Origin of the sequence: Pseudomonas sp. NPDC087336, assembly GCF_044744285.1 — a bacterium.
GTDB lineage: Bacteria > Pseudomonadota > Gammaproteobacteria > Pseudomonadales > Pseudomonadaceae > Aquipseudomonas.
Genome location: NZ_JBIUYA010000003.1, coordinates 232526 through 252715, shown reverse-complemented (window position 1 = coordinate 252715; position 20190 = coordinate 232526). Strand labels below are relative to the sequence as shown.

Annotated in this window: 18 protein-coding genes and 5 tRNA genes; 8 read left to right on the top strand and 15 right to left on the bottom strand. The window is 59.3% G+C overall.

What is annotated here, in order from left to right; translation table 11 throughout:
* The first annotated feature begins 5 nt into the window (after positions 1 to 5).
* The 3 genes from ACIO0C_RS04685 (at position 6) to ACIO0C_RS04675 (ending at position 2716) form a co-directional block, all read left to right on the top strand.
* Positions 6 to 626, top strand: coding sequence for a lysophospholipid acyltransferase family protein (locus ACIO0C_RS04685; protein ID WP_401308464.1), 621 nt, complete (start codon positions 6 to 8; stop codon positions 624 to 626).
* A gap of 1 nt (position 627) precedes the next feature.
* Positions 628 to 1560, top strand: a complete 933-nt coding sequence (locus ACIO0C_RS04680; RefSeq protein ID WP_401308461.1) for a phosphatidate cytidylyltransferase — start codon at positions 628 to 630, stop codon at positions 1558 to 1560.
* Positions 1561 to 1672: 112 nt separating this feature from the next.
* A complete protein-coding gene (locus ACIO0C_RS04675) occupies positions 1673 to 2716 on the top strand; it encodes an RHS repeat-associated core domain-containing protein (RefSeq protein ID WP_401308458.1) in 1044 nt (347 codons plus the stop codon).
* Between the two features lie 146 nt (positions 2717 to 2862).
* Here ACIO0C_RS04675 and ACIO0C_RS04670 read toward each other — a convergent pair whose 3' ends face one another.
* The 10 genes from ACIO0C_RS04670 to gltX all read right to left on the bottom strand — a co-directional run bounded on the left by ACIO0C_RS04670 (position 2863) and on the right by gltX (position 8887).
* Entirely contained in the window at positions 2863 to 3309 is a 447-nt protein-coding gene (locus tag ACIO0C_RS04670; RefSeq protein ID WP_401308455.1) for an Hsp20 family protein, read from the bottom strand.
* 131 nt (positions 3310 to 3440) lie between these two features.
* Entirely contained in the window at positions 3441 to 4400 is a 960-nt protein-coding gene (locus tag ACIO0C_RS04665; protein WP_401308452.1) for a tRNA dihydrouridine synthase, read from the bottom strand.
* A 168-nt stretch (positions 4401 to 4568) separates the two neighbouring features.
* Positions 4569 to 5006, bottom strand: a complete 438-nt coding sequence (locus tag ACIO0C_RS04660) for an acyl-CoA thioesterase (RefSeq protein WP_401308449.1) — start codon at positions 5004 to 5006, stop codon at positions 4569 to 4571.
* Between the two features lie 49 nt (positions 5007 to 5055).
* A complete protein-coding gene (locus ACIO0C_RS04655; protein ID WP_401308446.1) occupies positions 5056 to 5889 on the bottom strand; it encodes an alpha/beta fold hydrolase in 834 nt (277 codons plus the stop codon).
* Between the two features lie 29 nt (positions 5890 to 5918).
* A complete protein-coding gene (locus ACIO0C_RS04650; protein ID WP_008056330.1) occupies positions 5919 to 6458 on the bottom strand; it encodes a TetR/AcrR family transcriptional regulator in 540 nt (179 codons plus the stop codon).
* Between the two features lie 183 nt (positions 6459 to 6641).
* Positions 6642 to 6717, bottom strand: a tRNA-Glu gene (locus ACIO0C_RS04645).
* Positions 6718 to 6796: 79 nt separating this feature from the next.
* A tRNA-Ala gene (locus ACIO0C_RS04640) sits at positions 6797 to 6872 on the bottom strand.
* Positions 6873 to 6925: 53 nt separating this feature from the next.
* Positions 6926 to 7001 (bottom strand) — tRNA-Glu (locus ACIO0C_RS04635).
* 79 nt (positions 7002 to 7080) lie between these two features.
* A tRNA-Ala gene (locus ACIO0C_RS04630) sits at positions 7081 to 7156 on the bottom strand.
* Between the two features lie 249 nt (positions 7157 to 7405).
* Positions 7406 to 8887, bottom strand: coding sequence for a glutamate--tRNA ligase (gene gltX / locus ACIO0C_RS04625; RefSeq protein WP_401308444.1), 1482 nt, complete (start codon positions 8885 to 8887; stop codon positions 7406 to 7408).
* Between the two features lie 220 nt (positions 8888 to 9107).
* Here gltX and ACIO0C_RS04620 point away from each other — a divergent pair, with 220 nt between their 5' ends.
* Both ACIO0C_RS04620 and ACIO0C_RS04615 read left to right on the top strand, forming a co-directional pair.
* Positions 9108 to 10196 (top strand): HlyD family secretion protein, encoded by a 1089-nt coding sequence (locus tag ACIO0C_RS04620; protein ID WP_401308441.1) that lies wholly within the window; start codon positions 9108 to 9110, stop codon positions 10194 to 10196.
* A gap of 49 nt (positions 10197 to 10245) precedes the next feature.
* Positions 10246 to 11736: an MDR family MFS transporter gene (locus tag ACIO0C_RS04615; RefSeq protein WP_401308571.1), complete on the top strand. Its 1491-nt coding sequence runs from the start codon at positions 10246 to 10248 to the stop codon at positions 11734 to 11736.
* A gap of 128 nt (positions 11737 to 11864) precedes the next feature.
* Here the strand turns inward: ACIO0C_RS04615 and uvrB are convergent, their stop codons facing one another.
* A complete protein-coding gene (gene uvrB, locus ACIO0C_RS04610) occupies positions 11865 to 13880 on the bottom strand; it encodes an excinuclease ABC subunit UvrB (RefSeq protein WP_401308438.1) in 2016 nt (671 codons plus the stop codon).
* A gap of 335 nt (positions 13881 to 14215) precedes the next feature.
* Here uvrB and ACIO0C_RS04605 point away from each other — a divergent pair, with 335 nt between their 5' ends.
* Both ACIO0C_RS04605 and ACIO0C_RS04600 read left to right on the top strand, forming a co-directional pair.
* Positions 14216 to 15412 carry an amino acid aminotransferase gene (locus ACIO0C_RS04605; RefSeq protein WP_175388342.1) on the top strand — a complete coding sequence of 399 codons (1197 nt, stop codon included), beginning with the start codon at positions 14216 to 14218 and terminating at the stop codon, positions 15410 to 15412.
* Between the two features lie 174 nt (positions 15413 to 15586).
* Positions 15587 to 15799, top strand: coding sequence for a hypothetical protein (locus ACIO0C_RS04600; RefSeq protein ID WP_401308435.1), 213 nt, complete (start codon positions 15587 to 15589; stop codon positions 15797 to 15799).
* Here the strand turns inward: ACIO0C_RS04600 and ACIO0C_RS04595 are convergent.
* On the bottom strand, positions 15796 to 16026 hold the full coding sequence (locus tag ACIO0C_RS04595) for a hypothetical protein (RefSeq protein WP_401308432.1): 231 nt from the start codon (positions 16024 to 16026) through the stop codon (positions 15796 to 15798). The genes ACIO0C_RS04600 and ACIO0C_RS04595 overlap by 4 nt on opposite strands.
* Before the next feature lie 230 nt (positions 16027 to 16256).
* On the opposite strand from ACIO0C_RS04595, the gene ACIO0C_RS04590 reads away from it, so the two are divergent.
* A tRNA-Asn gene (locus ACIO0C_RS04590) sits at positions 16257 to 16332 on the top strand.
* Between the two features lie 142 nt (positions 16333 to 16474).
* On the opposite strand, the gene ACIO0C_RS04585 is transcribed toward ACIO0C_RS04590, so the two are convergent.
* From ACIO0C_RS04585 to ACIO0C_RS04575, 3 genes are all read right to left on the bottom strand, one after another.
* Positions 16475 to 17992 carry a nucleobase:cation symporter-2 family protein gene (locus ACIO0C_RS04585; protein ID WP_401308429.1) on the bottom strand — a complete coding sequence of 506 codons (1518 nt, stop codon included), beginning with the start codon at positions 17990 to 17992 and terminating at the stop codon, positions 16475 to 16477.
* Positions 17993 to 18364: 372 nt separating this feature from the next.
* Positions 18365 to 19192 carry an arylamine N-acetyltransferase gene (locus tag ACIO0C_RS04580; RefSeq protein WP_401308426.1) on the bottom strand — a complete coding sequence of 276 codons (828 nt, stop codon included), beginning with the start codon at positions 19190 to 19192 and terminating at the stop codon, positions 18365 to 18367.
* 96 nt (positions 19193 to 19288) lie between these two features.
* On the bottom strand, positions 19289 to 20083 hold the full coding sequence (locus tag ACIO0C_RS04575) for an exodeoxyribonuclease III (protein WP_401308423.1): 795 nt from the start codon (positions 20081 to 20083) through the stop codon (positions 19289 to 19291).
* Positions 20084 to 20190: the final 107 nt, after the last annotated feature.

Sequence of the window (20190 nt, the reverse complement as noted above, 5' to 3'; positions counted from 1 at the left end):
TTCCCATGCTCGAACCCGTGGTTGCCACCCTCATCACCTCGGCCGCGCGCATCCTGACCGGCGCGCGCAGTTTGTGGCTCGGCTGTGCACCGGAACCGGTACAACGTATCTACTTCGCCAACCACAGCAGCCATGGCGATTTCGTCCTGCTGTGGGCATCGCTGCCGCCAACCCTGCGCACCATCACCCGGCCCGTTGCCGGCTCGGACTACTGGCTGAAAAGCACACTGCGGCGCTACATCATCAACCAGGTGTTCAACGGCGTGCTGGTGGACCGTGAACGCAAGGACCCTGCCGACAACCCCTTGCAGCCGATGCTCGACGCCCTGGAACACGGTGACTCGCTGATCATCTTTCCCGAAGGCACGCGCAACCCCGATGAGGGTTTACTGCCGTTCAAGAGCGGGCTGTACCACCTGGCAAGGCAATATCCCCAGGCGCAGTTGATCCCGGTGTGGATCGCCAACCTCAACCGCGTCATGCCCAAGGGGCGGGTCCTGCCGCTGCCGCTGCTATGCACCATCAGTTTTGGCGCCGCACTGACCCTGAGCGAAGACGAAAGCAAGACGCACTTTCTCGAACGCAGTCGCAATGCGCTGCTGAGCCTGGCCGGGGAGCATGCCTGACATGGATAGACAGACCTTGATGTTGTTCAGCGGGATTGGCGCGTTTCTGCTGCTGGCCTCGGCGATTGGTTGGGGGCTCAAGCGCCGCAGCCAAGGCAGCCCCAACCCGGTGATCGACAACCTCAACGCGCGGATCAACGCCTGGTGGGTGATGGTCCTGGTAATCGGCATCGCCTTCTGGCTCGGCACCACCGCCGTGATCCTGCTGTTCTACACCGTGTCCTTCTACGCCCTGCGCGAGTTCATGACCCTCACGCCCACCCGCCGCAGCGACTACCCGGCATTGGTCGCGGCCTTCTACCTGGCGCTGCCGCTGCAGTACCTGCTGATTTACTACGACTGGTACGGGCTGTTCTCGATCTTCATCCCGGTCTACGTGTTCCTGCTCCTGCCGATCCTGGCGTCCCTGGGCGGCGACAGCACGCACTTCCTCGAACGCGCCTCGAAAGTCCAGTGGGGCCTGATGATCGCAGTGTTCTGCGTATCCCATGTCCCCGCCCTCCTGACCCTGGACATCGCCGGTTACGAGGGGCGAAACCTGCTGCTGATCGCCTATCTGGTGATCGTGGTGCAGATGTCGGATGTGCTGCAGTACGTGTGCGGCAAATTGTTCGGCAAACGCAAGATCGCCCCGAACCTGTCGCCGTCCAAGACCGTGGAAGGTTTTGTCGGCGGCATCCTGCTGGCCTCGCTGATTGGCTGCGCCTTGTGGTGGATCACACCGTTCACCGCCTGGCAGTCACTGCTCATCGCCCTGCTGATCAACCTGCTGGGATTCGCCGGCGGCATCGTGATGTCGGCGATCAAGCGCGACCGTGGAGTGAAGGATTGGGGGCATATGATCGAGGGTCATGGCGGCATGCTCGATCGCCTGGATTCGGTGTGTTTTGCGGCGCCGATCTTCTTTCATCTGGTTCGGTATGGGTGGACCTGACTGCATTGCCCCAAGCCACATGAGCGGACTAGCAGTTCTGATAGTGGGCAGAAAGTGAAAATGCGCCGATGCTTTAGGTCCAGCTTTAGGGACCTTGATCGGAGCTCAGCCAATGCCCATATCACCTCGCCAGAATCTGCTGTGCAATTACCACTACGACGCCCTGGATCGATCGATTAGTTGGGCGCCTACTGGACAAGCCGGCATTCAGCGTTTTCACTGCAAAGAGCGCTTGGCCACTGAAATCCAGAACTCGGGCAGGCACAGTATTTTTCAGCATGATGACCACGTGTTGGCGCAACAACAGCACATGAATGACCAAGTGAACATTACGCTGATGGCAACTGACCTGCAAAGGACAGTTCTAAACGCGCTTGACGCAGGCCGGGCTCAACCCATCGCTTACACGCCCTACGGACATCGTCGATCCTACAACGGTTTACTTAGTCTGCTAGGGTTCAACGGCGAACGGCCCGATCCGGTAACAGGGCATTATCATTTAGGTAATGGATATCGTCAGTTTAATCCAGTATTGATGCGATTCAACAGCCCGGACAGTTTGAGCCCGTTTGGGAAGGGTGGGTTGAATGCTTATGCTTACTGTAGTGGCAATCCAGTTCTCAATGTTGATCCACATGGACGTTATATTGAAAAAGTCGTTAGAACAATGAACGCAAGGATTTTCCTAAGAACCGGTCGTACTGAAATAACTGCACACACCAGAGCAGCAATAGCAAACACACCACCTATCTGGGTTCGGGGCGACGGACATACATCACCGGATGATGTTATCCGTCAACTTATAAATGATAATATTATAGGCTCTCACGACAATGAGATTCTTCATACTTTTAAATACGCAAAACCAGCGGAGGCTGAAAGTTTGCTACCACGCGCCCGCCGACATCAAACCGAGTTCGAAAAAAGACTTGCGATAGTAACAGACGCAGAATACGCAACGGAAAACGATAACATTGATATACATACTGTAAAAAGAATGGAAACCTATCGTAAGGAACTGAATAGCGCTGCAGATAAACTGATATTTAAGGCAGAGGCTCATAAGAATCATATGAGGCGTCTCACTCCCCACAATCAGAACTCGTCGCGCACCCTTCGAAATGACTCGAAAAATCTGCGACAGCCTGAACAGTAAAGGAGTAAAGCAGGAGTAAAGGGAGGTAAAGCGAGGTAAAGGAGGTAAAGGAGGTAAAGGGGACAGGAGGTGAAGAGGTGAAGGGGACAGATTTATTTTTACTATCAAAAAAAGGGCGCCTGATGGCGCCCTCTTCCTGCTCTGACTTAGTGTTGCAGAGCCGGTTTTTGCGTCCCGTTGATCGGGATGCGCTTGGCTTTTGCCTCTTCCGGAACAACCCGCAACAGGTCGATGCTCAACAGACCGTTGCGCAGGTCCGCGGCCTTGATTTCGATGTGATCGGCCAGACGGAACGACAGCTTGAATGCACGCTGGGCGATGCCCTGGTGCAGGAAGGTCACGCCTTCATTAGCGTCGCGCTTGCCACCGCTGATGGTCAGTACGCCCTTCTCGACTTGCAGCTCCAGGTCTTCTTCCTGGAAGCCGGCCGCCGCCACGACGATGCGGTATTGGTCGTCACCGTGTTTCTCGACGTTGTAGGGTGGGTAGGTGCTGCCTGGCTCGTTGCGCAACGCGGTTTCGAACAGGTCGTTGAAACGGTCGAAGCCAACAGAGGAACGGAACAGTGGGGCCAGGGAAAATGCAGTACTCATGGTTCAAATCTCCTGAAGACATATCAGCAAGGTTTCTTGTCTCCGCGACCCGAATTCGGCATCGCGTAATCCTTAGATAGGGACCGCTGTTTGCTTTTCAAGAGATTTTTTTCAGATTTTTTTACTTTTTTTCAGGCCGCTTCAGCCACCTGCAACCCCAACAAACGCGAGACCTGATCCAGTTCGGTCTCACGACGCAGCACGCCGAACAACTCGACCGCCTCGGGATAATTGCGGGTCAGCATCGCCAGCCACTGCTTCAAGCGACCCGGCGATTGACGCGCTGTCATTTGCGCCTTGGCTTGCAGCCAGAAGTCCTGGATCAGCGGCAGCAGTTCGGCCCAGGTCATCTCGACGACTTCTTCACCGGCCTTCGCCGCCGCGATTTGTCGGGCGAGATCCGGGCGCGAAACCAGGCCGCGACCGAGCATGATGTCTTCCACACCACTGATTTCACGGCAACGGCGCCAGTCTTCGACGCTCCAGATATCGCCGTTGGCGAACACCGGCACCTTGACCACGTCCTGTACCCGCGGGATCCACTCCCAATGGGCGGGTGGCTTGTAGCCGTCGGTCTTGGTTCGTGCGTGGACCACGATATGCTCGGCGCCGCCTTCAGCCAGGGCCGTCGCGCACACCAGCGAACCGTCCGGGCTATCGAAGCCCAGGCGCATCTTGGCCGTTACCGGAATATGCGCCGGAACGGCGCGACGGACATGCTCGACGATCTGGTTGAGCAGCTCAGGCTCCTTGAGCAGCACGGCACCGCCCCGGGACTTGTTGACCGTCTTGGCCGGGCAGCCGAAATTGAGGTCGATCACCTCAGAGCCCAACTCGCACGCCAACGCGGCGTTTTCCGCCAGGCACACAGGGTCCGAACCCAGCAGCTGTACGCGTAGCGGCACGCCGGAGGCAGTCCGGGCGCCATTCAGCAGCTCCGGGCCGAATTTATGAAAATAGGCAGGCGTGAGCAGTTGGTCGTTGACCCGAATGAACTCGGTCACGCACCAATCGATACCGCCCACTCGGGTCAGCACGTCGCGCAAGATATCGTCGACCAACCCCTCCATGGGCGCCAAGGCAATTTGCATGAAAAACACACTCAACGAAAAACGTGCGGCAGTTTACTGGTTTCGGCGTCTAGAAGGTATTTCGTCAGACCGGATGATGGCGTTTGCGCAGACGTCTTCGCGGGCAAGCCTCGCTCCTACAGGAGATCACCGACCTGCAGGAGCGAGGCTTGCCCGCGAAGGTAGCGCTTAGATCGCGACTTGCAATGCCGGGCCGTAGCCCTCGATGAACTCGGCAGGCATGCGCTTGGGCTTGCCCGTGGACAGCTCGATGCAAACGAAGGTGGTTTGCGCGCGCAGCAAGGTCGAGTTGTCGCTGGGGCGCTTCAGCTGGAAATGACGGGTCATTTTCAGGCGCTGGTCCCAATCGACGATCCAGGTCGCCAACTGCAGCTCGTCGCCTTCATAGGCAGCCGCCAGGTAATCGATCTCGTGCCGCACCACCGCCATCGCCCGGTCCAGCCGCCGATATTCGACCAAATCCAGGCCCAGGCGCTGGGAGTGGCGCCAGGCACAGCGTTCGAGCCAGGTCACGTACACCGCGTTATTGGCGTGTCCCAGCCCATCGATGTCTTCGGCGCCCACTTGCAGATCAATGATAAATGGCGTTGCCCGATCCCAGCCCATGCCCCACTCCCCGGTCAGATTAATTCGACCGGGGCAGTGTAACGGATGCTCAGGCCGATTGGCGCGATTGCAGGCTGCGACCGGCCAGCAGTGATAACACGCCATCAATCACCCGCGGGTCGGCCAGTACCCGCTGATGACCGCCTTCCTGCAGACGCAGCAGGCGACTGTCGAACCAGGCTTCGTGGATCAGTTGCGACTCCTTGACCGGGACATGGGTGTCATCTTCGGCGTGCACGATCAGGCCAGGCATGTCGAGCTGGTAGTGCGCGACATCCAGCATCGCAGCGCGCATGCCAACGTCACTCTCGACCTGGCGGATGAATGCCGAGCGAGCTTTCGGGGGCAACCCTACATAGCGGGCGAAACCGCGCAACACCCCGAGAATCCGTGCCGGAGCGGCAATGCTGACCAGGGTTTCGGTACGCAAGCCCAATTGCACGGCGAGCATGGCACTGGCGCCGCCCATGGAGTGGCCGATGACTGCTTGCAGCGGTGGTAACTCGGCGGCGGCTTCAAGCATGGCACGGGCAAATAGCACGACATTCGCCTCACGCCCGGGCGAGCGACCGTGCGCCGGGCCGTCCAGGGCGACAACCGAATAACCGGCATCGACCAGCGCCGTGATCAGGCTAGCAAACTGCGTGGGCCGACCTTCCCAGCCGTGCATCAGCAACACCGCAGGGCCCTGCCCCCAGCGCAAGGCCGAGAGGCCGAAACGCAAAGTGATTCGTTCGGATTTGGCCAGCAGCGGCAATTCCCAATCACGCGGTGGAAAATCGCGCGGCGTCATGAACGCCAGCCGCATTTTGCTCGCCACCAGCTTCGGGGCGAACCAGCCCAAGGTGCCATTAACGCCACGAACCCACTTCAACGTGCTCATCGCATTCTCCCCAGGCCGCAGCCTTCAGGTCAACGCACCGCCGACTTGGCCGCGCGCAGCAAACGATCGGATAAATCACCGGGCCCCAGCGCCCGTGCCAGCGCCAGGCCGCCCACCATTAAGGCCAGATCGGCCAGGGCTTTGTCGGTGTCTTCAGGACTGGCCGCCAACTGCGCGACCATCAGTTCCATGTGCTCATTCAGTGCGATTCGAAACGCCTCAGGCAGGCGTCCGAGTTCACCGATCGAGGCCGGGATCGGGCACGCAGACTCGCTGGAATCACGGTGTTTGCGTGACAGATAAAACGCAGCAACCAACGCGCGACGCTCTTCACCGGTCAACTGGGCATCCATGTCGGCAATCAGGTCACGGCGGTGACCCAGCAACTGCTTGAACGCTTCGAGCATCATGGCGTCCTTGCTTTCGAAGTGCGCATAAAAGCCGCCGACGGTCAGGCCGGCTGCGCCCATCACTTCGCCAACGCTTGGCTCGGCCGGACCGCGCTGGATCAGCGCGGCGCTGGCAGCCTTGAGGATGCGTTCGCGGGTTTGAGCTTTTTTATCGTTCATCGATGCCTCCGAATATTACGACTAGAATATTATCTTTATAATAATTTTCTGCAAGTCGTGGATGTGACCGCTGGTCTGAAGAACAGTTTGGGAGAAAGGGGGAGATTTGGCCAAACGCCAGACAAACAAAAGGGCCATTCAATAATTGAATGACCCTCTAAAATCCCGCAGAGCGGGTAATCGTGGCGTCCCCTAGGGGACTCGAACCCCTGTTACCGCCGTGAAAGGGCGGTGTCCTAGGCCACTAGACGAAGGGGACGCAAACCCTTCTATACAATGATCAGTGCTGAGAGCTGATCGATTCAAGGCCGGTGTGGCCAGACCTTGAACTGTAAAATTGGTGGAGCTAAGCGGGATCGAACCGCTGACCTCCTGCATGCCATGCAGGCGCTCTCCCAGCTGAGCTATAGCCCCAGATTTTTCGCCTCGCGGCGGAGCGACATCTTGCAACATCGCTTCTGTAAAACTGGCGTCCCCTAGGGGACTCGAACCCCTGTTACCGCCGTGAAAGGGCGGTGTCCTAGGCCACTAGACGAAGGGGACGCAAACCCTTCTATACAACTGATCAGTGCTGAGTACTGATCGATTCAAGGCCGGTGTGGCCAGACCTTGAACTGTAAATTGGTGGAGCTAGACGGGATCGAACCGTCGACCTCTTGCATGCCATGCAAGCGCTCTCCCAGCTGAGCTATAGCCCCTCATCGTTGATGTCATCGCTGAGGACGGGGCGAATCTTAAGGGCGTATCGAAAGTCTGTCAAACTTATTTTTCAAAAATTTTAAAATTTTTTGCCGACATAACAATCACTTACCGCCCTCCCCCGTAAATCCGGGGGGTTTTCCCCACTGTAGGAGCTGGCTTGCCAGCGAAGGCGGCCGCAAGATCGACGCAAGCTTGGAGGTCGCCTTCGCCGGCAAGCCGGCTCCTACAAGGTCAGGTACGCGGGATCAGGCGATCGCGCCCAACAGCTTTTCCCACTCCTTGTTTTCTTTCTTCGACACGCCACCCAGCAGGTCGATCGCCTGGCGCAAGCGGAAACGGGTCAGGTCCGGCCCGAGGATTTCCATCGCATCGAGCACCGACACCGAGCTGGCCTGGCCAGTGATCGCGGCGAACATCAGCGGCATGGCGTCACGCAGCTTCAACTCCAGGGATTCGACCACCGCCTGAATGGTCGCGGTGATGCTGTCCTTCTCCCACTGGCGCAGGCTTTCGAGCTTCCACAGGATCAACTGCATCAACTGGCGAACCTGATCGCCCGAGAGCTTCTTCGATTCGAACAGCCTGGCGTCCGGATTCACCCCACCGGCAAAGAAGAACCCGGCCAGCGGTGCGACCTGGCTGAAGGTCTCGACGCGGCCCTGTACGTGCGGCGCGATCTTCATCATGTATTCAGAGTTGAACGCCCACTTCTGCACGCGTGCGGCGAACTCTTCCACCGGCAGGTCACGCAACCACTGGCCGTTGAGCCATGACAGCTTCTCGATGTCGAAGATCGGCCCGCCCAGCGAGACGCGCTTGAGGTCGAAGTTGTCGACCATTTCCTGCAGCGAGAACTTCTCGCGCTCGTCCGGCATCGACCAGCCCATGCGGCCCAGGTAGTTGAGCATGGCTTCGGGCATGAAGCCCATGCGCTCGTAGAAAGTCACCGAGGTCGGGTTCTTGCGCTTGGACAGCTTGCTCTTGTCCGGGTTACGCAGCAGCGGCATGTAGCACAGCTCCGGTTGTTCCCAGCCGAAGTATTCGTACAAGAGGATCAGTTTCGGTGCCGACGGCAGCCACTCTTCGCCACGCAGCACGTGGGTGATGCCCATCAGGTGATCGTCGACCACGTTGGCCAGGAAGTACGTCGGCAGGCCGTCGGTCTTCATCAGGACTTGCATGTCCATGCGGTCCCAAGGGATTTCCACGTCGCCACGCAGCATGTCCGGTACCACGCAGACGCCTTCGCTCGGTACCTTCATGCGGATCACGTGCGGTTCGCCAGCGGCAAGGCGCCGCGCCACTTCTTCCTTGGACAGCAACAGCGCACGGCCGTCGTAACGCGGGGTTTCACCACGGGCCATTTGCTCGGCGCGCATCTGGTCCAGCTCTTCGGCGGTGCAGAAGCACGGGAAGGCATGACCCAGGTCGACCAACTGCTGGCAGTACTTCTGATAGATCTCGCCGCGCTCGCTCTGACGGTACGGACCGTGCGGGCCGCCAACGTCCGGGCCTTCGCTCCAGTCGATACCCAGCCAGCGCAGGGCGTCGAAGATCTGCTGCTCAGACTCGCGGGTCGAACGCAACTGGTCGGTGTCTTCGATCCGCAGGATGAACTCACCGCCGTGCTGCTTGGCAAAGCAGTAGTTGAACAATGCGATGTAAGCGGTACCTACGTGGGGGTCCCCGGTAGGCGATGGCGCGATGCGCGTGCGGACGGTGGTCATGGCAAGTCTCGAAAAGAAGATCAAACAAAGGGCGAATGGTAACAGGCGACACCCGCCCCGCTCCAGTGAACAGGGCATTTAAGCCAAGTTTGCGTCTACAACGCCCGTATGCCGTGGTGAATGGCCGATTATCAGCCGATGGCATTTACCGTTTATCGGCTGTATGCCAGATTCACCTGCTGATAACTTTCCTTACATATTCTCGACTACAGTTTGCCCCATGCCTGCCCAACTCAAGCGTCGCCTGTCCATCTTCCTGTCGATTGTCCTGCTGATCGCCGGGGGCTTTTTCGCCCATTGGTTTTTCAACGGGCGGTTTTATGAAAGCACGGACAACGCCTATGTCCAGGGCGAGATCACCCGGGTGTCGAGCCAGTTGGGGGCGCGCATCGATCAGGTGCTGGTGCAGGACAACCAGCACGTCGAGAAAGGCCAATTGCTGATCAGGCTTGAAGGCGATGATTTTCGCCTGGCGGTCGACCGCGCCAACGCGACACTCGCCACCCGCCAGGCCGAACGCCTGCAAGCCCAGAGCAAACTGGCCCAGCAGGCCAGCCTGATCGCCGCCAGCGATGCGCAAGTGGCGTCCAGCCAGGCGAGCCTCGGCCGTTCACAGATCGACCTGACCCGTGCCGAGACTTTGCGCAAGCCCGGTTATGTCTCGGAAGAACGCGTGACCACGCTCTCCGCCGACAATCACATTGCCCGTTCACAGTTGCTCAAGGCCCAGGCGGACGCCCAGGGCCAGCGCCAGCAAATCAACGCGCTGAATGCCGAAATCAAACGCCTCGACGCGCAAATCGCCAATGCCAGGGCCGACCTGGCCCAGGCCGAGCTGAACCTCACCCGCAGTGAAATCCATGCGCCGATCAGCGGCCTGATCGGCCAGCGTGCCGCGCGCAATGGCCAATACGTACAGGCCGGCGCCTATCTGCTGTCGGTGGTGCCCGATGAAGACATCTGGATTCAGGCCAACTTCAAGGAAACCCAGATTGGCCACATGCACCCCGGACAGAAAGCCGAACTGACCTTCGACGCCTACGGCGACACGCCGATCGAAGCCCGGGTCGACAGCTTGTTCGCCGCCTCGGGTGCGCAGTTCAGCCTGCTGCCGCCGGACAATGCCACGGGCAACTTCACCAAAGTCGTGCAACGGATCCCGGTGAAACTGACCTTCGCCGCCGACAACCCTTTGCGCGGCAAGATCCGCCCGGGCATGTCGGTGACTGCCAAGGTGAACATCAAGGACGCACCTGAAGATCTCACCACCAAAGTCAGCAGCAAAGACACCCCTGACGATGGCCGGTGATCAACTGATCCGCCCGGTCGGGGAACCGACCCGGCGGGACTGGATCGCGGTGATGAGCGTGATGCTCGGCGCCTTCATGGCGGTGCTCGATATCCAGATCACCAACTCCTCGCTCAAGGACATTCAGGGCGCACTGTCGGCAACCCTGGAAGAAGGTTCGTGGATTTCCACCTCGTACCTGGTGGCGGAAATCATCATGATCCCGCTGACCGCGTGGCTGGTTCAGCTGTTGTCGGCGCGACGCCTGGCGGTGTGGGTATCCCTCGGTTTTCTCGTCGCTTCGCTGCTGTGCTCCATGGCCTGGAGCCTGGAAAGCATGATCGTCTTTCGTGCCTTGCAGGGCTTCACGGGCGGTGCGCTGATCCCGCTGGCCTTCACCCTGACCCTGATCAAACTCCCCGAGCATCACCGCGCCAAAGGCATGGCCATGTTTGCGATGACAGCAACCTTCGCCCCCTCCATCGGCCCGACGCTGGGTGGCTGGCTGACGGAAAACTGGGGCTGGGAATACATTTTCTACATCAACATCCCGCCTGGCCTGCTCATGATCGCCGGCCTGATGTACGGCCTGGAAAAGAAAGCAGCTCACTGGGAATTGCTGAAAAGCACCGACTACGCCGGTATTGTCACCCTGGGCGTCGGCCTGGGCTGCCTGCAGGTGTTCCTGGAGGAAGGTCATCGCAAGGACTGGCTCGAATCCGACCTGATCGTAGCCTTGGGCAGCATCGCCCTGATCAGCCTGATCACCTTCGTGATCGTGCAGTTTTCCAAGCCCAATCCGCTGATCAACCTCGGCATCCTGGGCAATCGCAACTTCGGTCTATCGAGCATTTCCAGCATCGGAATGGGGGTTGGCCTGTACGGGTCGATCTATCTGTTGCCGCTGTATCTGGCGCAGATCCAGAACTACAACGCCTTGCAGATCGGCGAAGTGATCATGTGGATGGGCGTGCCGCAGCTGTTCCTGATCCCGCTGGTGCCCAAGTTGATGAAAGTGGTCTCGCCGAAATGGCTGTGCACGATTGGCTTCGGCCTGTTCGGCCTGGCGAGTTTTTCCTCTGGCGTGCTCAACCCGGATTTCGCCGGGCCACAGTTCAACCAGATCCAGATCGTCCGCGCCCTTGGGCAACCGCTGATCATGGTCACCATTTCGCTGATCGCCACGGCATACATCCTGCCCCAGGATGCGGGCTCGGCGTCGAGCCTGTTCAACATCCTGCGCAACCTCGGCGGCGCCATCGGCATCGCCCTCCTCGCCACCCTGCTGGATGCGCGGACCAAGACCTACTTCGATTATCTGCGCGAGGCGATCGTGCCGAGCAATCCGCAGGTGGCGGAACGTCTTGCGTCATTGACCATCACCCTGGGAAACGAAACGGCGGCGTTGGGCAAACTCAGTGAGATCGCCCATCAGCAGGCGTCGATCATGGCCTACAACGATGCGTTTCATTTTGTCGGGATTGCGCTGGGGATCAGCATGTTGGCGGTGCTGTTGACCAAAAAACTGCCGGCCGGACTGAAGGCTGGGGAAGCGCATTGAGACCGCAGCGCGCCCATCGCGAGCAAGCTCGCTCCCACAGGGTATGAGTTGGACACAAATTATGTGAACACCTTCAATCCCTGTGGGAGCGAGCTTGCTCGCGATGAGGCCATGACAGGCATCGTAAATCAAACAGTAATCAACCGCTCCCGCAACTTGGCAATCTCGTCGCGCATCTGCGCCGCCGCTTCGAACTCCAGATCACGCGCCAACTGGTACATTTTCTCTTCCAGCGCCTTGATGCGCTTGGCGATCTCACCCGGCGAACGCAATTCGGCTTCGTACCGGGCGTTTTCCTCGGCGGCCTTGGCCATGCCCTTGCGCTTCTTGCTGCGCGAACCCGGCACGGTGGCGCCTTCCATGATGTCGGCAACGTCCTTGAACACGCCCTTGGGCGTGATGCCGTTGGCCAGGTTGAAGGCGATCTGCTTGTCGCGGCGGCGCTCGGTTTCACCGATCGCCCGCTCCATGGAACCCGTGATCCGGTCGGCATACAGAATCGCCCGGCCATTGAGGTTACGCGCTGCCCGGCCGATGGTCTGGATCAGCGAGCGCTCGGAACGCAGGAAGCCTTCCTTGTCGGCATCGAGGATCGCCACCAGCGACACTTCGGGCATGTCCAGACCCTCACGCAGCAGGTTGATCCCCACCAGCACGTCAAAGGCGCCAAGGCGCAAATCGCGGATGATTTCCACCCGTTCCACGGTGTCGATGTCCGAGTGCAGATAACGTACACGCACGCCGTGATCGGCCAGGTAGTCGGTCAAGTCCTCGGCCATGCGCTTGGTCAGCGTGGTGACCAGCACTCGCTCTTCCAGTGCGACGCGCTTGGTGATTTCCGACAGCAAGTCGTCGACCTGGGTCAGTGCCGGGCGGATCTCGATTTGCGGGTCTACCAGCCCGGTCGGACGCACCACCATGTCAATGACGCGTGCGGCGTGTTCGGCTTCATAGTTGCCCGGCGTCGCCGAGACAAAAATCGTCTGCGGGCTGATGCTTTCCCACTCGTCGAAACGCATCGGCCGGTTGTCCAGCGCCGACGGCAGGCGGAAGCCATATTCCACCAGCGTCTCTTTACGCGACCGGTCGCCTTTGTACATGGCGCCCACTTGCGGCACGCTGACGTGGGATTCGTCGATCACCAGCAAGGCATCAGCCGGCAGGTAATCGTAGAGGGTCGGTGGCGCTGCCCCCGCTTCGCGACCGGACAGGTAGCGCGAATAGTTCTCGATGCCGTTGCAATAACCCAGCTCGAGAATCATCTCCAGGTCAAACCGGGTGCGCTGCTCCAGACGTTGGGCCTCCACCAGTTTGTTGTTGGAGCGCAGGTATTCCAGGCGTTCCTGCAACTCGACCTTGATCCCTTCGACGGCGCCCATCAGGGTTTCCCGGGGCGTTACGTAGTGGCTTTTTGGATAGAAGGTGAAGCGCGGCAGCTTGCGAATGACTTCACCGGTCAGCGGATCGAATGCCGACAGGCTTTCCACTTCATCGTCGAAGAGTTCGATGCGGATCGCTTCAAAATCCGATTCCGCCGGGTGGATATCAATCACATCGCCGCGCACACGGAACGTCGCGCGGGCGAATTCCATGTCGTTGCGGGTGTATTGCAGGTCGGCCAGGCGTCGCAGCAATTCACGCTGGTCAAGCTTGTCGCCGCGATCCACGTGCAAAACCATCTTCAGATAGGTTTCCGGACTGCCCAGGCCGTAGATGCACGACACCGTGGTGACGATGATCGCGTCCTTGCGCTCCAGCAGAGCCTTGGTCGCGGACAGCCGCATCTGCTCGATATGGTCGTTGATCGAGGCGTCTTTCTCGATGAAGGTGTCCGAAGACGGCACGTAGGCTTCAGGCTGGTAGTAGTCGTAGTAGGAAACGAAGTACTCGACGGCATTGTTCGGGAAAAACGCCTTGAACTCACCATACAACTGCGCGGCGAGGGTCTTGTTGGGCGCCAGCACCAACGTCGGGCGCTGTACCTGGGCGATCACGTTGGCGATGCTGAAGGTCTTGCCTGAACCGGTCACACCGAGCAACGTCTGGTGCGCCAGGCCGGCCTCAATGCCTTCGACCATCAGGCGGATGGCCTCCGGTTGATCGCCGGCGGGCTCGAAGCGGGTGACTAGCTGGAATTCCGACATGTAAAACCCCTGGGATCACTCTTGCCGGTAAACCGACACGAACGAGAAAGACCGCAAACGACCGATGTCGCGCGAGGAAAAAACTGGATTGCGCTCAATGTGGAGCCGATTGCCAGCGCTTTCAAGGCAAACGTCCTACAACGGGTAAAGCCTTTGACGGCGCCAATCGACTAACGGTCGAAAAATAATGGAAAAAACTTACCTTAAAAGCCGATTCGTCTGTCGCCATCACTCGCGGATGGCCTCTATACTAGCTCCCCGTTTGTGCACCGCTCTAGTGCATTCGGCTGGAGCGCGACACGTCCCTCCATTCTCCATTCAGAGCCGCCGCAAAAATGAGCCTGTTCTCCGCTGTCGAAATGGCACCACGCGATCCAATCCTGGGCCTCAACGAAGCATTCAACGCCGATACCCGTACCAACAAGGTCAACCTGGGAGTCGGTGTTTATTGCAACGAGGAGGGGAAAATTCCACTCCTGCGCGCCGTTGTCGAAGCCGAAACCATTCGCGCCGCTCAACACGTTTCCCGTGGCTACCTGCCAATCGACGGCATCGCCGCCTACGACCAGGCTGTGCAAAAACTGCTGTTCGGCAATGATTCGCCGCTGATCGCCGCTGGCCGTGTAATCACCACTCAGGCTGTCGGCGGTACCGGCGCACTGAAAATCGGTGCCGACTTCCTCAAGCAACTGCTGCCGAACGCCGTTGTGGCAATCAGCGATCCGAGCTGGGAAAACCACCGCGCGCTGTTCGAAACCGCCGGTTTCCCGGTGCAGAACTACCGTTACTACGACGCCGCGACCCACGATGTGAACCGTACCGGCATGCTGGAAGACCTGAACGCGCTGCCAAATGGCTCGATCATTGTGCTGCACGCCTGCTGCCACAACCCGACCGGCGTGGACCTGAGCCCGGCGGACTGGAAAAACGTCCTGGAAGTCGTTAAAGCCAAAGGCCACGTGCCGTTCCTCGACATGGCCTACCAGGGCTTCGGCGATGGCATCGACGAAGACGCCGCTGCCGTACGCCTGTTTGCTGAGTCGGGCCTGACTTTCTTCGCTTCCAGCTCGTTCTCCAAGTCGTTCTCGCTGTACGGCGAGCGCGTTGGCGCCCTGTCGATCGTCAGCGAATCAAAAGAAGAAAGCGCGCGCGTGTTGTCGCAAGTCAAACGCGTGATCCGCACCAACTACTCCAACCCGCCGACTCACGGTGCCAGCGTTGTCGCTGCGGTGCTGAACAGCCCGGAACTGCGCGCCCAGTGGGAGGCCGAACTGGCCGAAATGCGCCTGCGCATTCGTGGCATGCGCACCCAGATGGTCGACCTGCTGGCACAAAAAGCGCCTCAGCGCGATTTCAGCTTCGTCGGTCGTCAGTGCGGCATGTTCTCGTACTCCGGCCTGAGCGTTGAACAAGTGCATCGCCTGCGCAACGAGTTCGGCATCTACGCCCTGGACACCGGTCGTATCTGCGTGGCTGCGCTGAACCAGAGCAACATCAAGGTTGTGACGGATGCGATCGTTCAGGTGATCTGATTGGTCTGCTGATACGAAAAACGGGAAGCCTTCGGCTTCCCGTTTTTTATTTGTCGCAGATAAATCTCAAAGGCTTGACCCACACCTCTAAACTGTACGCAGATCAAATGTGGGAGCGGGCTTGCCCGCTTCCACAGGTAATATGTGTACCTTGAAATTCCTGCGAGAAACGACATGAAAATCGATGACCTACGCGCTGACCGCGATGATCGCGACGACCTGGATGATTTCATCCCCCGCGCCCCGGCCAAACGACGCGGCAACAACCTGGTGATGCAAGTCGCTGCCGGCGTATTTCTCGGCGGCCTGGCCCTGTGGCTGGTGCAGCTGGGTGCCACGGCGCTCTACGCCAAACTGATGCTTGGCACCATTACCTTCGGCGGTTAGGCCAGTTCGGTTGCGCGCTGGCTGGCGGCATCGTCATAGGCGACATACAGCGATTCAGCCACCTGGCCCTTGATCGCCTTGGTGCTTTCCAGGCCCAGGACAAAACCCTCGGCCTTACCCCCTGCACGGTTCAACTCATCGGCGTTGCTGGCCTGGGTGATTGCATCGAACAGTTTTTCGGCGTGCGGGCCGACCCCCTTGGGCAGGCTGATTTGTGCGATGCTCATGGGAACACCCCGTTGTGTCGAGGTTTTGTGGCGGTCAAGCAAGTCATGGCACGTACCTTATCGGCGAATGGCCGGCAGCGCGTGAAACCACTTCCGGGCGGCCATGTTAGCCCCCGCCAGCGATTCCGGTAACCGCCAATCAGCGATAAACCACCGTCCGTCCTCATGAAACCCTCATTTTACTATCAAACGCTTGACTTCTCTTTTTGAATCAGTAACATAGGCGCCATTCCGCGATAGCTCAGTTGGTAGAGCAAGTGACTGTTAATCACTGGGTCCCTGGTTCGAGTCCAGGTCGTGGAGCCAGACAGCAATATCAAAAGCCCCTGAATCGAAAGATTCAGGGGCTTTTTTGTGGTCGATGCAAAAGGCTGCGATCTTGTGATCCGCAAAGAAAAGGCCGATCTGTCCATTCAACAGATCGGCCTTTTTTCATCCGCGATACAGGTCAGACATGCTCGCTGCTTTTAGCCAGCACCGGCCGCGGGTCGACCGTCCCGTGCGCCGACTCCACCACCGGGATCTCCTTGCCATCACAGTCGTGCAACTTGCCATCGCTGAAGTAATCCCCTTCGCGCAACGCCGCCAGGTCTTGATAGCGCAGTACCCGCTCGGTACCCGCTGCAAACACCGACTGCTGGTCGGAGTTACCGGCGGTGAGGTGGTTAAAGGTCAGGTTGAGCACGATGGCCATGATTGCCGAGGAGCTGATGCCCGAATGGAAGATCGTGGCGAACCAGCTTGGGAAGTGATCGTAGAAGTTCGGCGCGGCAATCGGGATCATGCCGAAACCGATGGAGGTCGCAACGATGATCAGGTTGACGTTATTGCGGTAGTCGACCTTGGACAGCGTCCGAATGCCGCTGGCCGCAACGGTGCCAAACAGTACGATGCCAGCTCCGCCGAGGACGGAGGTTGGTACGGCGGCGATCACACGCCCCATGAACGGCAGCAGGCCGAGGATCACCAGGAACAGGCCGCCGGTGGCCACCACATAACGGCTCTTGATGCCAGTCACCGCCACCAGCCCGACGTTCTGGGCGAAGGCGCTTTGGGTGAAGGAGCCGAAGATCGGTGCGATCATGCTCGACAGCATGTCCGCGCGCAGACCATTGCCCAGGCGCTTGGAGTCGACCTTGGTGTCGATGATTTCACCCACGGCCAGGATATCGGCCGACGTCTCCACCAGCGTCACCATGACCACGATGCACATCGACAGGATCGCCGCGAAGTGGAAGGTCGGCATGCCAAAGTGGAAGGGTGTCGGGAAACCGAACATCGGCCCCTGGCTGACGGACGAGAAATCCGCCATGCCGAGGAACACCGCGATCACCGTACCGATGACCATTGCCAACAGGATCGACAACCTTGAGATGGTGGCGCTGCCGATCTTGCTCAACAACAGCACCAGCACCAGCGTCACCGCTGCCAGGCCGATGTTGGCCATGCTGCCAAAGTCGGGGGCGTGACTGTTGCCACCCATGGCCCAGCGTGCCGCCACCGGCATCAGCGTCAGGCCGATGGTGGTGATCACGATGCCCGTGACCAGCGGCGGAAAGAACTTGGTGATTCGCGAGAACACCGGCGTGATCAGCAACCCGATCAGGGACGCGGCTATCACCGCCCCCAGGATCGACTGAAATCCGCCCTCACCGCCACTGCTGACAATCGCCACCATGGTCGCGACGCCGGAGAACGACACGCCCTGTACCAGCGGCAACTGACAACCGAAAAACGGTAGACCCAGGGTTTGCAGCAACGTGGCCAGCCCCCCCGCAAACAATGAAGCAGCAATCAACAAACCGATGTCCGCCGGCGACAGCCCGGCCGCCTGACCAATGATCAAAGGCACCGCGACGATGCCACCGTACATGGTCAGAACATGTTGCAGGCCGTAAGCCATATTCGCGCCGATCCCGAGATTCTCATCTTCAGGCCGTTGGTGTGAAACATGGGGCGTTTTCATGTTAGGGGGTTCCCTGGTTTTTGTTATGCGCACACTGTATTCAAGATCCAGGACAAATGTCTATAGAGTTGTATACAACTTGCCAGTCAAATTATGAACGGTCGTTCATGCAGACTGTGTGCCACCGCGCGCCACCTCGCAAAAAACCTGCGCCGGGCGTTGCTGACCGAGCATGCCAAAGCAGAGAGCAGCACGGCCAGGCACCTGAAAAAGGGGATCACCGCCTCTGAGTTGAAAAGCCTGGAAAAAAAGCTCGCGCAAGCCCTCAGCGAAATTCAGCGGGTGATGGAGCCCGAAGCCCGGCCGTAATCAGGCACGGAAAAGGGGCAGGCCAATCCAATCCGCACCTTTATTGTGTGCACGATGAACCGCCTATTGCGGCGCTATCAATCGCTCAAGTGTGCGCATCAACGTCGCATGCATGGGCACCCGAATCTCGAACTCGCTTTCCAACACGCCAATCAACTCCTGTAAATCGGCCACTTCCCGGCGCTCGCTGTCCTGCCCCATGCGATGGATCGCAAAGCTGCCGTTATTGAGGGTACGTCGCCACCCTTCCCCGGTTCGGGCCACCATCAGCTGCTTGGTGAACGATGATTCGGGGTGGGTCGAGACGTACCAATTGCCGACGGAGTAATCGATGCCCTCCTGGCGCTGCAGGTCGAAGATGTACATTGGGCGCCATTCATTCGCGACCTTGGCGCGCAGGGTGTAGCCGTCGGTGTGCTGCTCGATGCGATACGGCTCGTGGGGAGTCAATTGCTCATCAAGGCTGTCGAGCAACAGCGGTGCGGTGGGTACCATTCCACCAAAGCCGACGTCGGTGATGTAGCGCACGCCATCGAGCGTCACCAGGCTCAAGCGGTGCGTACGCGCGGTCCAGGCACCTTCCGGCTGGCCCATGACCACGCGCCCGCTGATGCCCCGCGCGTCGAAGCCGAGCGTCTGTAGCAAGGTCAGAAACAGATAGTTGAGTTCGTAGCAGTAACCGCCGCGCCCATCCTGCAGGACCTTTTGCTCGACCGACGCCAAGTCGATGCGCACCGGCTCGCCCGCCAGCGTGGTGAGGTTTTCAAACGCAAAGGCACCGGTGTGACGCAATTGAAGCAGGCGCAAGGTTTCAAGCGTCGGTGCCGGGGGCGCTTCGAATCCCAGGCGTTGCAGGTAGGCAGCAGGGTCTGTCAGACGTGGCTCGCTCATCGCTTGATCCTTATGCACGCAAGCTGTGGACGCTATGTATAAGGGATGAAGGGGCACGAACGACAATTGATTTAGCCAATCGGCCGGCAAGAACAATCAACGGCGCTTGCGCGAGCCCAATTGAATCCAGGTGGGCGCATGATCGCTGGCATGGGGTTCGTTGCGCACCCAGGCATCGACACCGGCCTCCTCCAGGTAAGGACTCAAGGCCGGGTTGAGCAACAGGTGATCGATGCGTAACCCGGAGTTCTTCTGCCAGTGCTGGCGAAAATAGTCCCAGAAGGTGTAGACCCGCTCGTGCGGATACAGCTGTCGCACGGCATCAGTCCAACCCTGATCCAGCAGACGCTGGTAACACTCGCGGCTCTCGGGTTGCAGCAAGGCATCCTTGAGCCAGGAACGTGGGTTGTAGATATCGAGGTCGGTGGGAACCACATTGTAGTCACCCGCCAGCACCACCGGATGCTCACTGCCCTGCAGCGCCTGAGCGTAGCGTATCAGGCGCTCGAACCAGGCCAGTTTGTAATCGAACTTCGGCCCCGGTTGCGGGTTGCCGTTGGGCAAGTACAGACAACCCACCACGATCCCGTGTACGGCAGCTTCCAGATACCGGCTGTGACTATCGTCGGCATCGCCCGGCAGACCTCGGCGGCTTTCCAGCGGCTGCGCATCCCGCGCCAGGATCGCCACCCCGTTCCACGACGCTTGCCCCTGCCAGATCGCCCCATAGCCGATGGCCTCAAGCTGCGCGGCGGGAAACGCACTGTCGACCGACTTGAGCTCCTGAAGGCAGGCGATGTCCGGTTGCTCACGCTCAAGCCAGACCAACAGATTCGGCAGGCGGGCGCGCATGCCGTTGACGTTGAACGTCGCGATTCGCAGCTTTTTCATGACTACCGTCCCGTCTGGCTGAGCCTCTTGGGTGTGACCGCGTTACCTGCCAGGTGTTCGCTCCACCGTAGCCTGCCACTCGTCATCGAGCTGGCATCAACCACCCC

What these genes read in the sequence shown, in the direction of transcription:
- ACIO0C_RS04685 (WP_401308464.1), top strand. Translation starts at nt 6, where the DNA reads ATGCTCGAACCCGTGGTTGCCACCCTCATCACCTCGGCCGCGCGCATC.
- ACIO0C_RS04680 (WP_401308461.1), top strand. Translation starts at nt 628, where the DNA reads ATGGATAGACAGACCTTGATGTTGTTCAGCGGGATTGGCGCGTTTCTG.
- ACIO0C_RS04675 (WP_401308458.1), top strand. Translation starts at nt 1,673, where the DNA reads ATGCCCATATCACCTCGCCAGAATCTGCTGTGCAATTACCACTACGAC.
- ACIO0C_RS04670 (WP_401308455.1), bottom strand. Translation starts at nt 3,309, where the DNA reads ATGAGTACTGCATTTTCCCTGGCCCCACTGTTCCGTTCCTCTGTTGGC.
- ACIO0C_RS04665 (WP_401308452.1), bottom strand. Translation starts at nt 4,400, where the DNA reads ATGCAAATTGCCTTGGCGCCCATGGAGGGGTTGGTCGACGATATCTTG.
- ACIO0C_RS04660 (WP_401308449.1), bottom strand. Translation starts at nt 5,006, where the DNA reads ATGGGCTGGGATCGGGCAACGCCATTTATCATTGATCTGCAAGTGGGC.
- ACIO0C_RS04655 (WP_401308446.1), bottom strand. Translation starts at nt 5,889, where the DNA reads ATGAGCACGTTGAAGTGGGTTCGTGGCGTTAATGGCACCTTGGGCTGG.
- ACIO0C_RS04650 (WP_008056330.1), bottom strand. Translation starts at nt 6,458, where the DNA reads ATGAACGATAAAAAAGCTCAAACCCGCGAACGCATCCTCAAGGCTGCC.
- gltX (WP_401308444.1), bottom strand. Translation starts at nt 8,887, where the DNA reads ATGACCACCGTCCGCACGCGCATCGCGCCATCGCCTACCGGGGACCCC.
- ACIO0C_RS04620 (WP_401308441.1), top strand. Translation starts at nt 9,108, where the DNA reads ATGCCTGCCCAACTCAAGCGTCGCCTGTCCATCTTCCTGTCGATTGTC.
- uvrB (WP_401308438.1), bottom strand. Translation starts at nt 13,880, where the DNA reads ATGTCGGAATTCCAGCTAGTCACCCGCTTCGAGCCCGCCGGCGATCAA.
- ACIO0C_RS04605 (WP_175388342.1), top strand. Translation starts at nt 14,216, where the DNA reads ATGAGCCTGTTCTCCGCTGTCGAAATGGCACCACGCGATCCAATCCTG.
- ACIO0C_RS04600 (WP_401308435.1), top strand. Translation starts at nt 15,587, where the DNA reads ATGAAAATCGATGACCTACGCGCTGACCGCGATGATCGCGACGACCTG.
- ACIO0C_RS04595 (WP_401308432.1), bottom strand. Translation starts at nt 16,026, where the DNA reads ATGAGCATCGCACAAATCAGCCTGCCCAAGGGGGTCGGCCCGCACGCC.
- ACIO0C_RS04585 (WP_401308429.1), bottom strand. Translation starts at nt 17,992, where the DNA reads ATGAAAACGCCCCATGTTTCACACCAACGGCCTGAAGATGAGAATCTC.
- ACIO0C_RS04580 (WP_401308426.1), bottom strand. Translation starts at nt 19,192, where the DNA reads ATGAGCGAGCCACGTCTGACAGACCCTGCTGCCTACCTGCAACGCCTG.
- ACIO0C_RS04575 (WP_401308423.1), bottom strand. Translation starts at nt 20,083, where the DNA reads ATGAAAAAGCTGCGAATCGCGACGTTCAACGTCAACGGCATGCGCGCC.